This is a genomic window from Burkholderia sp. Bp8984 (genome assembly GCF_003853755.1).
In the GTDB taxonomy this organism is placed as follows: domain Bacteria; phylum Pseudomonadota; class Gammaproteobacteria; order Burkholderiales; family Burkholderiaceae; genus Burkholderia.
The window spans coordinates 47,915-67,210 of record NZ_QTQN01000036.1 but is presented as its reverse complement, the minus strand read 5'-3'; the positions used below and the strand labels follow the sequence as shown (position 1 = coordinate 67,210).

Annotated in this window: 16 protein-coding genes and 1 pseudogene; 7 read left to right on the top strand and 10 right to left on the bottom strand. The window is 61.3% G+C overall.

What is annotated here, in order from left to right; genetic code table 11:
• Positions 1-187 precede the first annotated feature (187 nt).
• Positions 188-292, top strand: a pseudogene (locus DID98_RS36555) (gamma carboxymuconolactone decarboxylase); the annotation flags it as partial.
• Between the two features lie 70 nt (positions 293-362).
• Here the strand turns inward: DID98_RS36555 and DID98_RS28870 are convergent.
• Entirely contained in the window at positions 363-1,325 is a 963-nt protein-coding gene (locus tag DID98_RS28870; RefSeq protein ID WP_124489426.1) for a D-glycerate dehydrogenase, read from the bottom strand.
• 313 nt (positions 1,326-1,638) lie between these two features.
• On the opposite strand from DID98_RS28870, the gene DID98_RS28865 reads away from it, so the two are divergent.
• The 4 genes from DID98_RS28865 to DID98_RS28850 all read left to right on the top strand — a co-directional run bounded on the left by DID98_RS28865 (position 1,639) and on the right by DID98_RS28850 (position 5,526).
• A complete protein-coding gene (locus DID98_RS28865) occupies positions 1,639-2,397 on the top strand; it encodes an SDR family oxidoreductase (protein ID WP_124489446.1) in 759 nt (252 codons plus the stop codon).
• Positions 2,398-2,491: 94 nt separating this feature from the next.
• On the top strand, positions 2,492-3,778 hold the full coding sequence (locus DID98_RS28860) for an MFS transporter (protein ID WP_124571851.1): 1,287 nt from the start codon (positions 2,492-2,494) through the stop codon (positions 3,776-3,778).
• A 47-nt stretch (positions 3,779-3,825) separates the two neighbouring features.
• Positions 3,826-4,218, top strand: coding sequence for a VOC family protein (locus DID98_RS28855; RefSeq protein WP_124489427.1), 393 nt, complete (start codon positions 3,826-3,828; stop codon positions 4,216-4,218).
• A gap of 60 nt (positions 4,219-4,278) precedes the next feature.
• Entirely contained in the window at positions 4,279-5,526 is a 1,248-nt protein-coding gene (locus DID98_RS28850; protein WP_124489428.1) for a citrate synthase, read from the top strand.
• Positions 5,527-5,906: 380 nt separating this feature from the next.
• Here the strand turns inward: DID98_RS28850 and DID98_RS28845 are convergent, their stop codons facing one another.
• The 3 genes from DID98_RS28845 to DID98_RS28835 form a co-directional block, all read right to left on the bottom strand.
• Complete coding sequence (locus DID98_RS28845) at positions 5,907-6,761, bottom strand: haloacid dehalogenase type II (RefSeq protein ID WP_260428120.1); 855 nt, start codon at positions 6,759-6,761, stop codon at positions 5,907-5,909.
• A gap of 48 nt (positions 6,762-6,809) precedes the next feature.
• Positions 6,810-8,018 (bottom strand): MFS transporter, encoded by a 1,209-nt coding sequence (locus DID98_RS28840; RefSeq protein WP_244122474.1) that lies wholly within the window; start codon positions 8,016-8,018, stop codon positions 6,810-6,812.
• Positions 8,019-8,110: 92 nt separating this feature from the next.
• On the bottom strand, positions 8,111-8,842 hold the full coding sequence (locus DID98_RS28835; RefSeq protein WP_105840946.1) for an SDR family oxidoreductase: 732 nt from the start codon (positions 8,840-8,842) through the stop codon (positions 8,111-8,113).
• Between the two features lie 121 nt (positions 8,843-8,963).
• On the opposite strand from DID98_RS28835, the gene DID98_RS28830 reads away from it, so the two are divergent.
• Positions 8,964-9,875 carry a LysR family transcriptional regulator gene (locus DID98_RS28830; protein ID WP_124571847.1) on the top strand — a complete coding sequence of 304 codons (912 nt, stop codon included), beginning with the start codon at positions 8,964-8,966 and terminating at the stop codon, positions 9,873-9,875.
• An 18-nt stretch (positions 9,876-9,893) separates the two neighbouring features.
• On the opposite strand, the gene DID98_RS28825 is transcribed toward DID98_RS28830, so the two are convergent.
• From DID98_RS28825 to DID98_RS28800, 6 genes are all read right to left on the bottom strand, one after another.
• Positions 9,894-10,916: an LLM class flavin-dependent oxidoreductase gene (locus DID98_RS28825; protein WP_124571846.1), complete on the bottom strand. Its 1,023-nt coding sequence runs from the start codon at positions 10,914-10,916 to the stop codon at positions 9,894-9,896.
• Positions 10,917-11,018: 102 nt separating this feature from the next.
• On the bottom strand, positions 11,019-11,876 hold the full coding sequence (locus tag DID98_RS28820; protein ID WP_124571845.1) for an oxidoreductase: 858 nt from the start codon (positions 11,874-11,876) through the stop codon (positions 11,019-11,021).
• Positions 11,877-12,691: 815 nt separating this feature from the next.
• The gene (locus tag DID98_RS28815) at positions 12,692-13,612 is read right to left on the bottom strand and encodes a DUF6602 domain-containing protein (protein WP_059556745.1); all 921 of its coding nucleotides are present in this window, start codon (positions 13,610-13,612) and stop codon (positions 12,692-12,694) included.
• Positions 13,613-13,724: 112 nt separating this feature from the next.
• Positions 13,725-14,567 carry a hypothetical protein gene (locus DID98_RS28810; protein ID WP_231750631.1) on the bottom strand — a complete coding sequence of 281 codons (843 nt, stop codon included), beginning with the start codon at positions 14,565-14,567 and terminating at the stop codon, positions 13,725-13,727.
• Entirely contained in the window at positions 14,482-16,710 is a 2,229-nt protein-coding gene (locus tag DID98_RS28805; protein ID WP_059556747.1) for a Mov34/MPN/PAD-1 family protein, read from the bottom strand. Before DID98_RS28805 ends, DID98_RS28810 begins: the two co-directional genes overlap by 86 nt.
• A 13-nt stretch (positions 16,711-16,723) precedes the next feature.
• On the bottom strand, positions 16,724-17,836 hold the full coding sequence (locus DID98_RS28800) for a hypothetical protein (RefSeq protein WP_059556748.1): 1,113 nt from the start codon (positions 17,834-17,836) through the stop codon (positions 16,724-16,726).
• A gap of 200 nt (positions 17,837-18,036) precedes the next feature.
• Here DID98_RS28800 and DID98_RS36550 point away from each other — a divergent pair, with 200 nt between their 5' ends.
• A complete protein-coding gene (locus tag DID98_RS36550; protein WP_082744636.1) occupies positions 18,037-19,035 on the top strand; it encodes a YafY family protein in 999 nt (332 codons plus the stop codon).
• Positions 19,036-19,296 lie beyond the last annotated feature (261 nt).

The following is a 19,296-nucleotide window of genomic DNA, read 5'->3' as shown; positions in this document are numbered from 1 at the left end:
GCAGAGCCGCGGCTGGGCTTTCGGATTGCGAGGCATAAACTCTCCTTGGGAGCATGTTATGCCTTAAACACAAAATTCCTGACAGGCCCGAGCGGCGGCATGGTTTGGCGCATCACGCGAGACCTAGGCGGAAGCCCTATCGCAACTCGACGTTAGGGCGTCCGTCGTCACCCCCCTGGACGTAACAAAAACGACCCTGCTGCATGCGACCGCCTATTCGGGTATTCCGCATCGTCTCAGCGCGTTCAAGGCCGCGCATGAGGTGCTGGTGGCGGAGGGGGTGTTGAAGTAACGACGCGGTTGAAGCCGGGGGTTCCGTCATCGGACACCCCGGCATGGGCGAGCGCTCGCGCCCGCCGGCATCACAGCGCGTTCGGCGCCCCCTTCCCGTCAAGCACCGCCGCGACGTTGTCGAGCGCGGTAAACCCCATCTGGTCGCGCGTCTCGACGGTCGCGCTCGCCATGTGCGGCGACAGAAACACGTTGTCGAGCGCGGCAAAGCGCGGATCGATATTGGGTTCGCTCCGGTAAACGTCGAGCCCCGCGGCGAACAGCCGATGCGACGTCAACGCATCGTAAAGCGCATCCTCGTCGACGAGACTGCCGCGTGCCGCATTCACGAACACGGCACCTTCGCGCAGCAAGCCGAATTCGCGGCGTGTCATCAACGGCGTGCCGCCGCCGGGCACGTGCAGCGTGAGGATGTCGCACTGCGGGAGCAGCGTGTCGAGATCCGCGCAATAGCGCGCGCCGGCCTCGATCTCGGGCGGTGCGGGACGTCGGTCGGTATAGACGATCTTCATCCCGAAGCCGCGCGCGCGCTGCGCGACCGCACGGCCGATCCGCCCGAAACCGACGATTCCGAGCGTCTTGCCGTTCACGCGCGTACCGAGCATGTCGGTCATGCCGAACGACTTTCCCCACCCCGAGCGCACGATACGCTCGTACTCCGATGCACGCCGGCACGCGGCCAGCACCAGCAGCATCGTGAAATCGGCCGTGCAGTCGGTCAGCGCATCGGGGGCGTTGCTGACCGCGATTCCGCGTGCGCGTGCGGCGGCGACATCCATGTGGTCGTACCCGGCGCTCGCGTTCGCGATGATCTTCACGCTCGGCGGCAATGCTGCGATGTGCTCGGCCTGCAGCCCCGATTTCTTGCCGATCAGCACCGCCGGCGTCTCGTAGCGATTGCAGAACTCGACGACGGACGACGCATCCATGTCGGCGTCCGTTACATACGCGTTGAATTCGGATTCTGCGCGTGCGGCGACTGCGGCGGGAACGCGTCGCGCAACCAACAGGCGGGTGCGATTGTTGTCAGGCATGGTCTCGTCCTTGGGTCGGAAAACGGAACACAGCCTACGAAGCGCAGTCGGCGCAGGTCAATATTGATTGGTTCGATCAACATGTCCGCGCGGCGTTGAGCGACCGGATAATCGACCGATTCCGATCATTTCCTCTGCTATGCGCGATGCCGTGCCGGCGCGCGAACGGCGCAGTCGCGAGCTCAGGAAAACCCTGACGCTAGCCCGTCGGGACGGGGCGGTTGATGTTGATTGAAAGAATCAAGATTGCTGCGAAATCGTCGCCGCGCAATGCTTTTTGCATGTTCAACGGACTGAAGACGAGGGCGTGAAAATGCAGGCAGAGAAAAGAATCGCGGCAGTGACGGGCGCCGGCACCGGAATCGGACAGGCAGCGGCGGTAGCGCTCGCGCAAGCCGGTTTCAGCGTCGCGCTGCTCGGTCGGCGCATTGATCCACTACTCGCGACGCAGGAGATCGTCGAGCGGGCAGGCGGCGTGGCCGCGGTCATTCCGACCGACGTTTCCGACGAGGCATCGGTCGATGCGAGCTTCACGCGGATTGCGCATGACTTCGGCCGCCTCGACGTGCTGTTCAACAACGCGGGCCGCAACGCGGGCGCCGTGCCGCTCGACGATTATTCGCTTGAGTTCTGGAACGACGTGGTCGCCACCAACCTGACCGGCATGTTCCTGTGCGCACGCGCCGCGTGGCGCCAGATGAAGCGCCAGACGCCGCAAGGCGGCCGCATCATCAACAACGGTTCGATCTCCGCACACACGCCGCGCCCGAACACGATCGCGTACACGGCCACGAAGCACGCGGTCCTCGGCATCACGCGTTCGCTTGCCCTCGACGGTCGACCGTTCAACATCGCCTGCGGCCAGATCGATATCGGCAACGCCGCCACGTCGCTGACCGAGCGGATGAACAACGGCGTGCTGCAGGCCGATGGCCGCATCGCGCCCGAGCCGCGCGTCGACGTTGCGCACGTCGCGAGCGCGATCGTGCAGATGGCGAGCCTGCCGCTCGAAGCGAACATTCTGAACATGACGATCATGGCAAGCGCGATGCCCTTCGTCGGACGCGGCTGACCGGACGCGCGCCGGCGCACACGACAGGTTCACCAGCACAACCATCACAAAACAGGAGACGATATTGAAAACCGCTGAAGAACAGGTTTCGGTCATGCGCGAGTTCGACGCGCACGCACGCGCCGCCAGGCGATCACGGGTGCGCTATGGCGTGCTGTCGATGCTGCTGGTGGCCACCGTCCTCAACTACGTCGATCGCTCGGCGCTCGGCATCGTCGCGCCGGCGTTGTCGAAGGATCTCGCGCTTACCCGCGTGCAGATGGGCGAGCTGTTCGCCGTGTTCGGCCTCGCCTACTCGATCGCGCTGCTGCCGGCTGGCGCTCTCGCCGACCTGCTCGGCTCGCGCGTCGCGTATGCGCTATCGCTCGTCGGTTGGTCGCTGGCCACGCTGACGCAAGGGCTCGCGCATGGCTACCACATGCTGCTCGGCTCTCGGCTAGCGATGGGCGCGCTCGAAGCGCCCGCGTTTCCGTCGAACGCGCGCGCGGTGACGATGTGGTTCCCGGTCCAGGAGCGTGGCTTCGCGACGAGCGTGTACGTGATGGGTCAGTACATCGGCACGCCGCTCTTCACCGGGCTATTGCTGTGGATCTCGTCGGCATTCGGCTGGCGCGCCGTGTTCTTCGCGACCGGCGCGTTCGGCATTCTGTTCAGCGTCGTCTGGTACCGGCTCTATCGCGATCCGTCGCGCCATCCACGCGTCAACGCGGCCGAGCTGCAGTACATCACCGAAGGGCAGCCGGTAGTGACGGCGCGCGACCGGTTCGACTGGCGCATGGCGCTGCGCCTGCTGGGCTATCGGCAGATCCTCGCGATCTGTCTCGGCAAGTTCAGCAACAACACGCTGCTGGTGTTCTTCACGACCTGGTTCATGACCTACCTTGTCGAGGAACGCCACATGTCGATGATCAAGGTCGGTTTCTTCCAGGCGATGCCGTTCATCGGCGCGACGCTCGGGATCCTTATCGCGGGCTATTTGTCCGATCTCTGCATCCGGCGCGGCGTATCAATGTCGTCGTCGCGCAAGGCACCCCTCGTGATCGGCACCTTCCTCGGCGCATCGATCGTGCTCGTCAATTTCGTGCAGTCGAACACGCTGGTGATCGCGATCCTGACCGTCGCGTTCTTCGCACAGGGAATCGGCTCGATGTCGTGGGCGGCCGTGTCCGAGATCGCGCCGAAACGCTATGTCGGGCTCACCAGCAGCATCACGAGCCTCGCCGCTAACATCGCGGCCGTCACCACGCCGCTGATGATTGGCTACGTGACGCAGCACACCGGCAACTTCTCCTGGGCGCTGAACCTGATGGGTGCGATCTGCCTCCTCGGCACGCTGTCGTACTCGGTGCTGCTCGGCAAGCTGTCGCGTATCGAGCTCTGACCCGGTTCGCCCCCTTTTACGCTCCACTGCACGTACCGCACACGACCATGATCGAATTCAAATGGGATCACCTGCAACTCTGCTCGGCTGATGCCGAGGCCACCGCCGCGTGGTTCGCGCGCTGCCTGAACGCCGAAATCGTGCGGCGCCCCGGCCGCGTCGACCTGCGGATCGGGGCAATCAACCTCTTCATCACGGCGCTGCCGGACGCGCGTCCGGCGACCGTGCCGGACGGCGCGCGCATGCAAGGGATCGACCACTTGGGCGTGCTGGTCGAGGATCTGGATGCGGCTTACGGGCATCTGGTCGACAACGGCGCGGAGATCGTCCAGCCCGTTACGCGGATCCGCCCCGGCGTGCGCGGCTGTTTCGTGCGCGCGCCCGGCGACATCCTCGTCGAGGTGCTCGAACGGCGCCCGGCCGAGATGACATTCAACTGAACCCGGTCTATAGTCGGCGCAAGCGGCCGCGAACCGGCCGCATCCTCATCACGACTCCCCATGCAGAACTGGATCACCCTGACGGAAGCGACGCGGCGGCTCGGCGTGCGGGCGCAGACCGTCTACGCGTACGCCAGCCGCGGCAGCATTGCCGTGATGCAGGATCCCGACGATCCGCGCAAGAGCCTGTATCGGGCCGAGGATGTGGTCGCGCTGTGTCGCAAGAAGCAGGTCGGCCGCAAGCGAGCGGCGCTCGCGGCCAGCACGATCTTTGGCGCCGAGCCGTGCATTTACAGCGGCATCACCACGTTCTCGAAGGGTCGCGCATGGTATCGCGGCCGCGACAGCATTGAACTCGCAGATACCGCGACGCTCGAGGAAACGGCTTCGCTGCTCTGGCAGGCCACCGCGCCGGTGTCGTTCGACGCGCCGGTGATCGTGCTGCCGCCCGGCGAGCGTGACCGGCAATGTGCGTTCACGATGCTCGCGACGCTGGCCGCGTTTGGCCATTCGACGCTCGGCCGGCTCGACAGCGCGCTGCACATCGAGGCCGGGCAGCTCGTTGCGATCGTGTCGCGCGCGTTCGGCGCGCACGACGACGCCGGCGCAAGCCCGCTTCACACCCATCAGCGGCTCGCGGCCGGCTGGGGCCTCGACAGCCATGGCGCAGACCTGCTGCGCCGCGCGATGGTGCTGGTCGCCGATCATGAGATCACGAGTTCGGCATTCGCCGCGCGCATCACCGCATCGACCGGCGCGTCGCTCGCGGGCTGCCTGCTGACGGGGCTCGCGACGTTGTCGGGACCGCTGCACGGCGACGCGTCGGGACGCGTGCGCGCAGTGTTCGACGATGTGCAACGATTGGGTGCCGAGCGCGTCGTCGATCATCACCTGAAGTCCGCAATCCCGATTCCCGGTTTCGGCCATCATCTTTACCCCGACGGCGATCCGCGCGCGGCCGCGCTGCTTGCGCGGCTCGATCCGCCGACGGAACTCGCGCACTTCGTCGACAAGGTCACGACGCTCACCGGCCAGCGGCCGACCATCGATGTCGCGCTCGCAATGCTGTCGGTGCAGCTTCAGTTGCCGCGCGATGCGGCGTTCGGGCTGTTCTCGATCGCGCGCAGCGTCGGACTGCTCGCACACTGCATCGAACAGCTGCGCGTCGGCAAGGTGATCCGGCCGCGCAGCCGCTATACGGGGCCGACGCTCGACGATCGGCATCTGCGGCCCGCTGCTGACGACGACGGCAAACAGACGAAAGTCGGCATGATCAACAAGAACCGCCTTTTCAAGGTGGTGGAGTAATTCGCGTGACAAACGTAGACCGAATTGAACGCGCCACCGTTTGCAATGAAAAGTTTTCATCGGCCGCGACTCACGAAGACCGGCGTCAACTCCCCTGCGACGCCGGCAGTGGCAGTCATGCATTGTGCGAAATCTGAGTTTTGAGCAGGCAATCGCAGCATAGTGATAAGGTTCCCTATCTTGTTGGCGCATTCATCCCGGCGTCAGGATCGGCACGTGACCACGAATGGCGGTTATGGAGCAACGCGAACGACTCTGAACGACCCTTTCCCGTCATCTCCCCAACCTCGGCCAATGTCTGCGACGTGACCGACAGCGGACGTCCGCGGGCCGCGTGACCGGCCCATCGAGGCTCGCGATCTTTACCGGGCTGATCTGTCTCAGCCGCGATCGAGGAGCGACGCGAGTTGCGGTAAATCGGAGGCGATAACGTCGATGTACGGCTCCGGCAAGGTATCGACCTCGGTCGCAGGACCGTTTTCAAACGCACGCGGCACAAACGCCGTGAGCAGGCCGCTGCGCTTGGCCGCCATCAGGTCCCACTTGTGAGCAGACGCCAGCATGATCTCGCCCGGTAAAAAGCCGAGATACTCAGAAGCGAGGTGGTAGACACGCGGATCAGGCTTGAACGCGTGCACCAGTTCGCCTGTGAGGATCGCATCAAAGGGCAGTCCTTCGCGTTTGACGAGGTCGATCATTCCCGCCATCGACGCATTAGTCAGCGTTGCAACCACGAACGCCTTACGCAGAGATGTTAGTCCTGGCAGCGTATCGGACCATGGTGTCATCGTTCCCCAGACGTCGAGCAAGCGGGTCTTGTCCTCGTCGGAAAGCGTATTGCCGCCTGGGTAACGCGTGAGCAACGAAGGCAACACCTCGGCATAAACAGCGCGGTTGGGTTGCCACGGCTTGCGCCCGGCGGCGATCTCGACGATAGCGTCATGTGCCGCAGCGCTCCACCGTCCCGCAAAAGTCGACCAGTCCTGATGCCGCGGCGCGACTGCAGGGAGGCGAGCCAGTTCATGCATCATCGGATCATAGAAGTTGAAGACGGTGCCTTGCATATCGAAGACAAGGGCCCTGGGTCGAATGGTGTCGTGTGCAGTTGTCATTGCGGCTCCTGACGGTGACAGCGTGTGAGCGAGTGTGGCGGCGGAAACGAACGGCAGCGATGCGAGAAGCTGCACGAAACGCCGTCGTCCGGGTTGCAGTACATGAGGCTCCGATACGTTCATGATGTTTCTCGTTGCATGATTCGGTGTCGTCGAGTGGGGCGCTGGTGTTTAGCACCGTCCCAGCGCGTTTCGGGCAGGCGCGGCAGCCGGACGCTCCGACCATCGATACGTCGCGACAACTGCGATTCCCACCACCGCCAGAGCCACGCCGGCGTACACCGTCGTGAGGACGTTGACGCCTGCCAGCGTCAGTCCGCCGAGGAAGGACCCGCCAGAGATGCCGAGGTTGAACGTAGCGACGTTGAGCCCCGCCGCCGTACCGACCGCCTCCGGCGCCACATGTCGAGCCACGAGCACGACGGTAGCCTGCATGATGGGAGGAACGGCGAAGGCGAACGCGCCCCACACAAACAGGTTGACCAACACCAGCACAGGATGCTGTGCGGTAAGCCAGAGCGCGGCGACCGACGCGGCGATGCCGGCTAGCGCGATGTTCATGCTGAGCTTCGGGCCATATCGGTCGGAGAGGCGCCCGCCGCCGCTCGTCCCCACCACCGAGCCGAGTCCGAACACCATCAGCCCGAGAGTGACGCCCTTACTTCCGAACCCCGTGGTATGGACCAATAGCGGCGACAGGTAGGTAAAGACGGCGAACGTCGCGCCCATGCCGAGAGCGGTGATCGCATACAGCGGCATCAACGTATGGTCCTTCAGCAAAGCGAGCTGCGAGAGAATGGTGCCGGCACTGCGCTGAGCGGCAAGCGCGGGCAGAAGCCGCCAGAGGCCGATAGTCGCCAGCGCGCCCATGGCAGCCACTACGAGAAACGGCAGCCGCCAGCTCATCAGATCGCCGAGCCACGTTCCGCCGGGGACGCCAGTCACCATCGCGACCGTCAGGCCGCTTACCATGATCGCCACGGCCCTTCCTGACTTCTGCGTCGGCACTAGCGCCATGGCAACGGTTGTCCCGAGGCCGAAGAACACGCCGTGTGAGACTGCCATGACGATCCGGATCGCGAGCAGCGCCGGAAAAGATGACGAAAGTCCCGCCGCCAGATTGCACAGCGTGAACAACGTCATCAGCGCGAGCAGCAATGCGCGGCGCGGCAGGCGCGCGGTCAACGCTGACACTACAGGCGTGCCGACCGTAATGGCAAGCGCGTAGAAACTCACCAGCAGACCGGCCGTCGACACGGAGATACCGAAAGCTCTTGCAATGTCGGGCAACAAGCCGACGATGACGAATTCCGTCGTTCCGATTGCGAACGCGGCGAACGCGAGAGAAAACACTGCTGCGGGCATGATGAACTCCTCCATGAAGTCATTCGGGCTGGCTTCGCAGTGATTGGCGCGCGGACGGGTCAGAGGCCCTCTGGCCCGTTGGCGCTCAGCCACCGCAGCGCCACGCTTCAGAAGTCCTGAACGGTGGGACGAATCACGATTTCGTTGACGTCGACCGAACCAGGTTGCTCGATTGCGTAAGCGATGGCTTGCGCGATGGCGTCAGCGGGAATCGCCATCTTGTAGAAGTCGACGACAAAATTCCGGCTGTCGTCGTGGCCCGAACCGAACTTCAGTTCAGTGTCGATCGCGCCCGGTGAAATGACGGTCGTGCGGATGTTGCCGCCCACTTCATGCCGCAGACCTTCGGAGATCGCGCGGACCGCGAACTTCGTTCCCGAATAAACCGTGCCTCCGGGGCTGAAGACCTTCAGACCCACGACCGACGCAATGTTGACGAAGTGGCCCGACTGCTGTTTTTCGAAAACCGGCAGCGCCGCGGCGACACCGTACAGGAGGCCCTTGATGTTGATGTCGATCATCCGGTCCCACTCGTCAGTCTTGCGCAGCGACAGTGGCGCGATCGCCATCAGACCCGCGTTGTTCACCATCACGTCGAGGCGGCCGTGTTGTGATACGACGTCATTGATTAGGCGGTTGACCTGCTCCTGATTCGTCACATCGACTTGATGAACCGACACTTGCCCGCCTTTCGCCACGATCTCCGCGGCAACGCGTTGAAGCTTGTCCAGGCGGCGGGCGGCCAGAGCCACAGTGGCGCCTTTGGAGGCAAGAAGTTTGGCGGTGGCTTCACCGATTCCGCTCGAAGCACCAGTAATGACGACGACTTTGTTTGCCATGATTTCTCTCCAGGAAGTTGAACTGCGTGAAGAGAAGTCTCGTCCCGACGAGCATTTTTGATTAGACTGGAATATATGGAATGTCTTTTCCACCGTCGCAAAAATCGCCACCACGCTATCCATGACCGCACTCGCCGACCTGAACGACATCGCCGTCTTTGTACGGGTAGCGCAATTCGAGAGCTTCAGCCGGGCCGCGCGTGCGCTCGGCATGCCCGTGTCGACCGTCAGCCGCAAGGTGAGCGCGCTCGAAGAAAGACTCGGCGCGACGCTGTTGCAACGCACGACCCGCAAGCTCAGCCTGACTGCGCAGGGCCGCGCCTACTTCGATCAATGCAGCGAGCCGCTGAGTAATCTGTACGACGCGGAGCGCGTGATCACTCAGACGCAGAAGAAGCCGGAGGGCGTGCTACGCATCTCCGGTCCTGTGATGCTCGAACAGGAGCCGTTTTACGCGTTCCTGTCGGCATTCTTGAAGGATTACCCGCAAATCCAGGTGGATCTGTACTTCACGAACGCGTTTATCGACCTGATCGCCGAAAACGTCGACATCGCGATCCGCTTCGGTGAATTGCAGGACTCGAGCCTCGTCGCGCAACGCGTGGGAAGAAGTGTGCGGCAGCTCGTCGTCTCGGCCGACTATGCGCGAACCCACACCCTCCCGTCGCGGCCCGAGGAATTGAGCCAGCATCCCTGCGTGCTGATCAACGCCCGCAACAACGAGACGGAGTGGCAACTGGTCAGCCGCCGCAAAGCGGTCAAGGTACACGTGAGCGGACCCGTCGCCGCGCGCGACTTTCACATCGTCCATGCATTCGCGCTTCGCGGACACGGGATCGCGCTGCTTCCGTCGAGCTATTGCGATCCGCATATTGCCAGCGGAGAGTTGGTGCATGTGCTGCCCGAATGGTCGTCACCGGAAATTTTCGTGCATGCCGTCTATCCGACGCGGCGCTTCATGCCGTCGAAGTTGAAGGCGTTCCTCGATGCACTTAAAGCGTGGGAGGGACCGCTTTGGCTTCCGTTGCGCTGAAGCCGAAGCAATCTCGCACTAACGCCAGCCGAGCGCTGGAGCTACGTGCGTGAGGATCGATTCGATCACGTGTGCGCAATACTCCACGCCGAGTTGATTCGGCACGGTCAACAGTAGCGTGTCGGCTTCCGCAATGGCCTCGTCGGCTGCGAGTTGCTTGACGAGCGTCTCCGGCTCCGCCGCATAACTGCGGCCGAAGATCGTCCGGATATTGCCGTCCAGCAGTCCGATCGTGTCGTCGCTGTTCGCATCGCGTCCAAAGTACATGCGGTCGCGATCGTTCATCAGCGCGAAGATGCTGCGACTCACCGACACGCGCGGCTCGCGTGTGTGGCCCGCATCTTTCCACGCCTGCCGATAGGCGCGAATCTGATTCGCCTGCTGAACATGAAACGGACGACCCGACTCGTCGTTCTTCAATGTCGAGCATTGCAGATTCATGCCCATCCCGGCTGCCCAGGCCGCGGTGGCATCCGAGCCCGAGCCCCACCAGATGCGGTCGCGCAGCCCTTCGGAATGGGGCTCGACGCGTAGCAGGCCTGGCGGGTTGGCAAACATCGGTCGGGGATTTGGCTCGGCGAAACCTTCGCCGCGCAGCACTTCGTAGAACACTTCCGTGTGTCGACGGGCCAAATCGACGTGCGTCTCACCCTCGCCGGGCGCATAGCCGAAATAGCGCCAGCCGTCGATCACCTGTTCGCCGGAGCCGCGGCTGATGCCGAGTTGCAGGCGTCCGCCGGCGATGAGGTCGGCCGCGCCCGCATCCTCGGCCATGTAGAGCGGGTTCTCGTACCTCATATCGATGACGGCTGTGCCAATTTCGATGCGGCTGGTTCTCGCGCCCACAGCCGCCAGCAACGGAAATGGCGACGCGAGCTGGCGCGCGAAATGGTGCACGCGAAAAAACGCGCCATCCGCGCCGAGTTGCTCGGCTGCAACCGCGAGGTCGATGGATTGGAGCAGGACGTCGGAAGCCGAACGCGTAAGCGAGTGTGACGAAGCAGACCAATGGCCAAACGATAGAAAACCGATTTTCTTCATGTCATTGTCGCGCGCAAGCTTGAAAAGGCGATGACCGCATCTTGTCCGAATCGGGCAGACGCCGCTCGCACGCGCGCTGTCTGCCCGTTCGTTCTTTGCGGCTCAGGCCGGGAAGTCGGTGGATGCTGAAAGCGCCTTCCAGGTTTCCGTTTCGGCAGTAACATACGCATTCTTTTCCGCGAGTGCCTTGAGCGTGTCCGTGCCGAGCGGCAAACGCAGCGGCGGCGTCTCTGCATCGACGAGCCTGATCACCGCAGTTGCCAGTTTGGCGGGATCGCCCGGCTGATTATGATTGATCTCGCCTGCGAGGTGCCGCAGTTTGCCCGACGTCTCTTCATAGTCACCGATGATCGTCTTGCCGACGACCAGCGACGACGTATCCAGGAAGTCCGTGCGGAAGAACCCGGGTTCAATCATCGTTGCGTGAATGCCGAGCGGCTTGAGTTCAGCATGCAGTGCTTCGGTGATGCCTTCCACAGCGAATTTCGTCGAGCTGTAGACGCCGACGCCTGCCGCCGCCTGATAACCGACGATCGACGACGTGTTGATCACATGCCCCGAACGCTGCTTGCGCATCACAGGCAACACGGCGCGTGTGACGTTGAGCAAGCCAAACACGTTTGTCTCGTAGATGCGGCGAACCTCGGCATCGCTCGATTCCTCGACGGCCGCGAGCAAACCGAAGCCCGCGTTGTTGACCAGCACGTCGATGCGACCGAACTTATCGACCGCGGCTTCGACGGCCGCCTTCGCCTGTGCCTCGTTTGTCACGTCGAGTGCAACGGTGAGCAACGCCGGCGACTCTCCTAGCCGCTCGGCGATCATGGCGGCGTTCCGGCCGGTGGCGACGACCGCGTTGCCGTCATCGAGAGCGGCTTTTGCGATCAGTGCGCCAAAACCGCGCGACGCGCCTGTGATGAACCAGACGCGTTTGAACTGCTGGCTCGTGACATTGTTCATGGCTCTTCTCCTTGGTTCGTGATGGATGTGAAACGAACTGCATGTGGAGGAGTGTCGGCGTGACGGGGGCGTTTGATTAGACGGGTATGGATGGAATGATTTTTCCGTGTGTGGAAAAATCGCGCGAATGAAGGGACGTGCGTCGTGCATCTTTCCCAGACGCAGGCGGCGCGAATGTCGACAAAAGTGGGTATGGCACGTTCACGGCGACGCGGTGTCCGGTATGTTGGTGACAACGGCCGCGCAGTTCATCGCAGCGGGTGTCTCTTCCTGGCCGGAACCCGCCAGTAGTAAGCTGGACGACAACCACCCAATTAGTCCTCTAAGTCGCGCCCGGCCCGACCTGTCTAGTGAATCAACGGTCGGGAATATATCGCGATCGGTCACGCAGATTCGGTAAAGGTGCTATCGGATAGGCTCAAGTCGAAGGTTGGTGCCTCACGATGAGGGATAGAGGCGCTCCTATCATTTCTCTCAAGAATTGAAGTCTCGACAAGGCCCAGGGCCGGTTCAACCACATGAGCGATATCTCGCTTCGGGTATTCCTAGTTTCGACGTAGAAACTTGAGAATTTGGCTCGTCCGACTCTCCGGTCGTTGTGGTCACGTCAGGGAACTGGCGCCCGTACTATACCGAGGTTCGTCTCCGCATTGGAGCACCATGATCGCGGTGCGGTCGTACTCGCTACGCCACTGGTGTCCATCATCGCCGTGCCCTCCCGCATCGGGATTACCCAGGCCGTGGCGTTCCAGTTGTAGTTGCAATTCATCGTCGAGCTTGGCGGGCGGCTCCCACAGCTATCAGGCCGGCCACGATCAAGCCTGCGGGACCGTGACGGCTGCACAGTCCGGGTCGGGTGGGCTGCGAAAGTTCAGCAGGCCACCGAGCGCAGGGCCGCCCCAGCGGCAGAACTCGTCAGCATAGTCGACGCCGGCCGGCTCGTAGCGCGAGGCGCGCTGGATTACGTAGGTCAGGAAGGCCAGCAAAAGCAGGCCATCCTTCGCCTTGGTGGTGAAGTAATCGTTGCAGTACGACGGGTCCAGTTGGAGGTCGCGCTGGATAGACTCGTTCTGGAGGTCGTACGTGGAATTCCAGATCTCCTCGGGTGTCTGGCCGCGATGCAGCCCGAAAGCATGGGCGATGCCGTGACCATTCACCCGCACTGAGAAGTGACTGTCGAGCACAAAAATCCCGTCAGGCTGGGTGTGGGCCCCCGCGTACCGCGTGAGTGCATAGCCGGGCCTGCCCCAGCCGTCAAAGTCATCGTCAGGATCAAGCCGGTACGCGAAGACATGCCGAAACGGTGCGTACTCGGCGGGACCGTTCTGCGCAGCTTCTGCGGCGAGTGCGGCATCCAGCTGCGCAAGCTTGTCGACTGCCGCCGCAAGTGTGCGGTAATCAAGCGTAGACTTGACCTCGATAACGCCGATCACCGCGTCCAGCGGGACAAGACGCCGCGGATCGTCGCCCGCGTCGAGCGTCCAGCCCGGACAGTTGAGTGCGTCGTACACGAGGACATCGAATTCGGGCGACGTGACATCGCCACGGAACACGTGCCCGTGCGTGACACCCCACTTCGTCGGCAGGCGCTCACGCAGAAACTGCCGCACGCGCGCCTCGCGCGGCCCTCCCTTGTGGTCTGGCCGGGCATGTGCGGCACTGTCAAGGAACGTCGCCCACAGGCTCGCGGCCGTGGCGGTCAGCAGCTGTCGAACATCAACCGGAGTTTGTGCCATGACGGCTCCGAAGATAAGTGCTAGGTGGTGAAGGTCCGTGCGACCGGGGCTTAAAGTAGATTCTTAGGGATTCTGGTAATAAACGCAAAGCCGCTGAGCAGGCTTATCAGTTCTACTGACCTGCCCCCTTCTTTTCGGGCTTGCTCGGGGCAGCGCGCCGGGAACCGCTGACCTTCTTTGCTGAGTGGATGCAAAGTACGTTCTGTACGAAGCGGATTCCGGAGTTACGTGCTGCCAGCGCCGCAATCAGATACTGGACTGCGAAGACCACCGCAGACCATACGATAGCCCTGACTGTGTTGCCGAACAGAAAGAGCCCAAGCGCTACCAGCGGCACAAGCAACAGCGACATCGCAGCGATGTCCCGGAACATCAGATATTTCTGGTGGCTCTCGAGCACCGACACTTCGTTCTCCACCTGCTTGTAGAGCCTATACCACATCGAATTTTGGTCGCGCTCATCACTCGGGAAAGCCCCCACATTTTTCTTCAGCGTATCGACGTCAATCCGCGTATCGGTCTGTGCATGCACGGAGAAAGCTCGCGAACCAGGCATCGGGTTACGAAGGCGCCAGAATACGAGAATCGCCTTCTGCGAGTGCGAGAGCAAGTACGAAAGAAAAATAATGGGAACGGGCAGGAAAACCGACAGGCCTGTTCGTAGCGCCATCCCCTTATCCGCGGTGAAGTCGTCGATGGGGTGATGAAACGCGATGACCAACAATATGATGACATCGAAAATGCCAACACCGACGAGCCAGACCATATTGCGCGCTTTCAACGACTTTCCAGATGATGCTACTTGCGCGACCTGCTGTAGAGCGTCCATGTGTTTCCCCGCCGTGTCGAGTATCGAAGCCGTGCGACCTTTAAGCTGGCGTGCCATCGCGGACCAGCGCAGCGTAACCTTGCGGGTGGCGAATGAGCAGAACCGCCGCGTGACGTATTTGTCCATCGAGCGATTTCGCGGTATCCCTGTCCATCTGTGATGGACCACTCACCGCCAAATGGCTATGCCATGTCCCCAGACACCAGAGCGTGTGTCCACCGAGCGCTTCGTAGCCGCGAATCGTATCGAGAGTTCCTTCGACCCCGAGCACGAAACGCGCAGGCGAGCGCGTGCTGTCAGGCGACGCAGGGAGGACGTCTGTGATAAATATCTCTCTCGTGAGCGCGGAGACACTTCCCACGATAATGCCGCCAGTTTCGACCGTTGGATGCTCTGCAACATCAGCGACAATTTTTTTATGGGCCGTATCGAGCACGCGCACGGTCCACGTCTTCTCGTCGAACACCTCCGCGACGTGCGTTGCCCCAACCTCATCGTGAGCCCACGTGATGGACATTCCATCGTCATCCACACAAGCAACGGACGCCATGCCGGTCGCTGGCAAGCCGGCCTCGTCGTAGTGATGCAGTCTCTGGCCCATACCAGCTGCGACTAGCGAGACTCGAGCGTCAGACATGGGGATAGTGACCGAGTGGCAGCCGATACCGATTTCGAGAATGTTCGCCGCCGCGGTTACACCCGCATCGCGCAAAAAGCCGAGCGAACGCAGTCGCTCGTACGCGTGATACAGCAGGTCGACAGTCGAGGGATTTCTCCCCTCTCCTTCCACGGTCATGAAGGCTGCGTCGCCATGACGGATGAGAGCCCCCTCAATGACGCGTGCGTCAAATTTCGCCTTTGCGAAAAAGTCGCGCACAGCGGATGAGCCGGTCGTGTTCACCACTACCGATTGCTCACCACGAAAAAAATCTCGGTACTTCGCTGCGTTGAAGTCCAGGCCGCGAACGTCAGATGCGACAAACTTCGGACGTTTTGAAGCAAAGCTTCCCATAATTTGCGCCAGCCGCTCCGCCTTGCCGTGGAGGTTCGCCACGTCGTCGGGCAAGAGCGCATGGCGAGCCACGTTATGCGCGACAGTAAGCTTCCCGTCTATAAGCATCGCTGCCTTGCCGCCCGCCCGCGCGACATGCATCGCAACCTTCGACCCGAGGCTCCCGCATCCCGCAAATGTCAGCTGCAACTCCTTCGATAGTTCCGGCAGCGCCGACGTCCGCTTCAGTAGTTTCGAAGAGATGGGAGATGAGAAAGCAACTGCACTGACCAGCGTCGTGTCATCCAGAGCCAGTTTGGCCGGCAGCGAGAGTTGCATCTTGTAGCCCAGAATCTCAAACTGGCTCGTAGTGCCGATAACGTTTGTGGGCCTGCGCACCGGGAAGGCGAAATACAGGAGCGTTACGACCTTGTCTTTCGACGAGGCAAGGGTGTGGTTGAAATTGCTCACGAAATCGTCTAGCGCAACTCGACACCCCCACTCTGAGGCCTGCTCAGCAAGCTCAGCAAATGTCGTGACCGTATCAGCCTTGTATCGCTCGTGAATAACGGGTTGCCCGCCAGGAGCCGCTTGCGGCCAGCAGAAAACCAAAGGTACACGTCCCCAATAGGCCGTGTCGCTCATCCGAAGAGTGTCCAGCCACTCATGCATGAAGGCTCGGTTGCCGACTGGGAACTTCTGCTGAGGGTCACGCGCTACCGACCAGCGGCCGTCTTTGCTCCAGCCAGTCATGCACATGAAGAGGCGCCACCCGCCAAACGGTGGCTTGTCGAAATGTTTCACGGGGTCCATCTCGACAAAGTTGAAACCAACGTCCCTTCGACTCGGTTCCCAGCCCTTTTCATTGATGGCCAGCTCATCGACCGCAGCTTTGTTGAGCCAATCCGACATCTGGTCGACAAGGCGAAAGAAGCCGTCTGAATGCATTACATCAAGCTTGTCGCCGAACGTAATGCACGGGGGCACCCGACTTCCGCGCTTGTGCAGATAGATATGCGGCAACGCATCCGGAAAATCCTCGCGCAACGTGAATTGCGGTGCCCTATCCGGGAAACCAGACGGAAATTCGACGAGCACTTCCTCTCGCGCTCGGACGCCGTTCGGACTTGCGCCCGCGGCAGCCCAGCGTGACGGCAAGTCAACGAGAAACGTCGCGTAGACGTTTGCGCCACCGCCGGAGGTTTCTTCGACCTTTACCGACTCGACCGCAGGATGCGCCTCGAGCAACTGGATTGCACCCTGCAGTAGAGCGTTCATGGCGACCTCCGTCTTAGCCGTGCGACAAGGGCTTCGAGCCGAATGCTGCGGCAGCACCCGCCGCTGCAGGGGCCGCGGCAACCTTCCATTTCGCCTTGACGCCACCCGACGTGACTTCGAACACCATCGGCTCGGGATTCTTCTCGTTGGGATGGGCCGAGGTGTTCACAAACTTGCCTGCGGCCTCTTTCGCGATAGCTTCGTACTCGCGCTTCGCGCGGATACAGGGCGGATCATTGTCGTCGTCGAGAATCAGGTTACTGCTGGCGACGATGTAAGCGCCCGCACGCGTCTGCGACAGCGCTTTGCGCGCGTCGGAAGACACTTCAGCGTCCTCCTTCTTCTTGCTCCAGCTGTGCCACGAGAGTGTGTGCCACGAGCAATGGTGAGGCGTCGACAGCAAGTCGTACTCGAGCGCCGTCGTGTCGTCCTTGTGGCGTTTCCATTGCTTTTCCCAGATGTACACCTCTGCATCGCCGCCCGACAGGAACTTCACGGCGTCCGTGACCGCTCCCGTGCCGATGGAGTAGTTGATGATGATGCTCGACTCGTTCTTTGAGAGTTCATCTGCATCGTGCTCATCATCAGCAGGCATCGGCGCCAGAAGCAATGCGCTGAAGTTCTCCTCCTCGTTCCCGGCCACCGCCGTGATGAGCTCATCGGTCTTCACGACGATGTCGAGAATATCGTCGGTCTTGCCGTCCGTGTCCTCGCCCATAATCAAGATGCGGTCGCCATCTTCCAACTCCCCTTCTTCGCGAAAGAGCACAACGCGGCGCTTTGCTTCCGTGTTCCATGCGCGCGCGTCGTCACTCAGCGTGTGGTATTTTGAGGCGCGGCGGAATACGAGCGGCGACGACCACATCTCGCGAATGACAATCTTCGACGGCTCGCCCTTCGTCGGGTAGTCCATCAACGAGCCCAGATGGAAGTGCTCACGCAGGCCGCGGCAGTGGTCCTGGTCCGGATGGCTCAGCACCATCACGTCCACATACGGGCGTCCCTCCTCGTCAACGGCGAGTTTCTCGCGCAAATCCTTGAGCACGTCGCGCACACCGTCGCCGGACTGCCGGATATTGATATCGATAAGAATCGTCCGGCCGCTGGACAATTTAATAAGGGTCATATCTCCGTTGCCTACGGGGAAAAAGGTGATTTCAGGTGTCGCCATAATTGTTAGTCCGTCCTTGTAGCGTCGGGTTGAGTAACGCGCGCCAAATTCGGGCACGCGACGACGTCTCAACCCACCCTTGCGGGTTGAAGCGTTTGCCAGTACACTTACTATACGCATAGTTTTTTTATGCGTCAACTTTTTATACGGACACAATGCCACGTCATCGCACCCCGCCCCAACCGACCCCAAACGCAAGGTCCGCTAGCCACGCGGCACTGGCGGACGAGGCAACGAGCGACTCCACGAAAACCACCTCCGCTGGGAAGAAGAAGTCCAGTGAAGGTGGTGAATCCGGGCCGGTCAAGTGGAGCCAAGAGCGTCGCCTCCAGTTCATCGAGTTCCGCCTGCAGTGGGACGGCCGAATCAACCGACGAGACGTGACCGAGTTCTTCAAGATCTCGGTGCCTCAAGCGTCGGCTGACATCTCGCGTTATATGGAATTGGCCCCAGGAAATTTGCAGTACGACACGAGCTCTCGCACGTACATTGCCTCAGCAGAGTTCACTCCGCTCTTCGAATCCTCTGGGCCAAGGCAGTACCTATCGCAATTGCTAGCACTAGAGCGAAAGATTCTGGCCAGCGAACAGACGTTCTTGTCGTTTTGTCCCCCGGTGGCGTCTGTTCCCCTTCCTTCAAGAACTATCGAATCAAAGACACTGGCCCTCATGCTGCGTGCAATTGCGGAGCGAGCTATGCTCAAGATTCGTTACCAGTCGATCGCTCGCGACGAGGAACAGGAACGCTACATCAGCCCTCACGCATTCGGCTACGACGGTGTGCGTTGGCACGTTCGCGCTTACTGCCACATGCGGAAAGGGTTCAAAGATTTCGTATTCGGACGGATCTTGTCAGCAGAAGAACCGAAGGCGTCTGACATCGAGCCTTCAGACGACCGGGAGTGGAACACTCACGTCGAACTTGTCCTAATGCCCGATGTTTCGCTTTCCCCCATGCAGCGCAAGGGTGTCGAAATCGACTACGGCATGAAGAACGGCAAGGTAACCATCACTTGCCGACAAGCCATGTTGTTCTATGCACTGCGGACACTCAATTTCGAGATAAACGGCTCTCCGCGAAAAGGGGAGCGGCAGCTTACTATCGCGAACCTTGCAGAAATAAAGCCGCTTTTACCTAAGCCGGGCCAAGCCTAACCACTGAACTTGACGATGAGGCAGTGTTCAGCGAGAAAATTGTCCATCAAAAAAGAGAGTACCCCGAGGCTGGTCGACTCACTTTCCTGAAAAATACTTGGGCGCAAGGGACGAGCGGCCTCGCCGAGGCCTTGTTCAATCGAAACTCGGGGGCATGGCTCACATGACTGAGGGTTGCATCGATCGCGGAGGTGCCGGTCTCGCGAGATTCTCGCCGGAGGGATCGGATACACGGCATGCACTTGAGCGGCCCCCAGTAAA

What these genes read in the sequence shown, in the direction of transcription:
- DID98_RS28800 (WP_059556748.1), bottom strand. Translation starts at nt 17,836, where the DNA reads ATGACCCTTATTAAATTGTCCAGCGGCCGGACGATTCTTATCGATATC.
- DID98_RS28810 (WP_231750631.1), bottom strand. Translation starts at nt 14,567, where the DNA reads ATGGACAAATACGTCACGCGGCGGTTCTGCTCATTCGCCACCCGCAAG.
- DID98_RS28855 (WP_124489427.1), top strand. Translation starts at nt 3,826, where the DNA reads ATGATCGAATTCAAATGGGATCACCTGCAACTCTGCTCGGCTGATGCC.
- DID98_RS28830 (WP_124571847.1), top strand. Translation starts at nt 8,964, where the DNA reads ATGACCGCACTCGCCGACCTGAACGACATCGCCGTCTTTGTACGGGTA.
- DID98_RS28860 (WP_124571851.1), top strand. Translation starts at nt 2,492, where the DNA reads ATGCGCGAGTTCGACGCGCACGCACGCGCCGCCAGGCGATCACGGGTG.
- DID98_RS28805 (WP_059556747.1), bottom strand. Translation starts at nt 16,710, where the DNA reads ATGAACGCTCTACTGCAGGGTGCAATCCAGTTGCTCGAGGCGCATCCT.
- DID98_RS28845 (WP_260428120.1), bottom strand. Translation starts at nt 6,761, where the DNA reads ATGAACGTATCGGAGCCTCATGTACTGCAACCCGGACGACGGCGTTTC.
- DID98_RS28850 (WP_124489428.1), top strand. Translation starts at nt 4,279, where the DNA reads ATGCAGAACTGGATCACCCTGACGGAAGCGACGCGGCGGCTCGGCGTG.
- DID98_RS28825 (WP_124571846.1), bottom strand. Translation starts at nt 10,916, where the DNA reads ATGAAGAAAATCGGTTTTCTATCGTTTGGCCATTGGTCTGCTTCGTCA.
- DID98_RS28815 (WP_059556745.1), bottom strand. Translation starts at nt 13,612, where the DNA reads ATGGCACAAACTCCGGTTGATGTTCGACAGCTGCTGACCGCCACGGCC.
- DID98_RS28835 (WP_105840946.1), bottom strand. Translation starts at nt 8,842, where the DNA reads ATGGCAAACAAAGTCGTCGTCATTACTGGTGCTTCGAGCGGAATCGGT.
- DID98_RS28870 (WP_124489426.1), bottom strand. Translation starts at nt 1,325, where the DNA reads ATGCCTGACAACAATCGCACCCGCCTGTTGGTTGCGCGACGCGTTCCC.
- DID98_RS28840 (WP_244122474.1), bottom strand. Translation starts at nt 8,018, where the DNA reads ATGGAGGAGTTCATCATGCCCGCAGCAGTGTTTTCTCTCGCGTTCGCC.
- DID98_RS28820 (WP_124571845.1), bottom strand. Translation starts at nt 11,876, where the DNA reads ATGAACAATGTCACGAGCCAGCAGTTCAAACGCGTCTGGTTCATCACA.
- DID98_RS36550 (WP_082744636.1), top strand. Translation starts at nt 18,037, where the DNA reads ATGCCACGTCATCGCACCCCGCCCCAACCGACCCCAAACGCAAGGTCC.
- DID98_RS28865 (WP_124489446.1), top strand. Translation starts at nt 1,639, where the DNA reads ATGCAGGCAGAGAAAAGAATCGCGGCAGTGACGGGCGCCGGCACCGGA.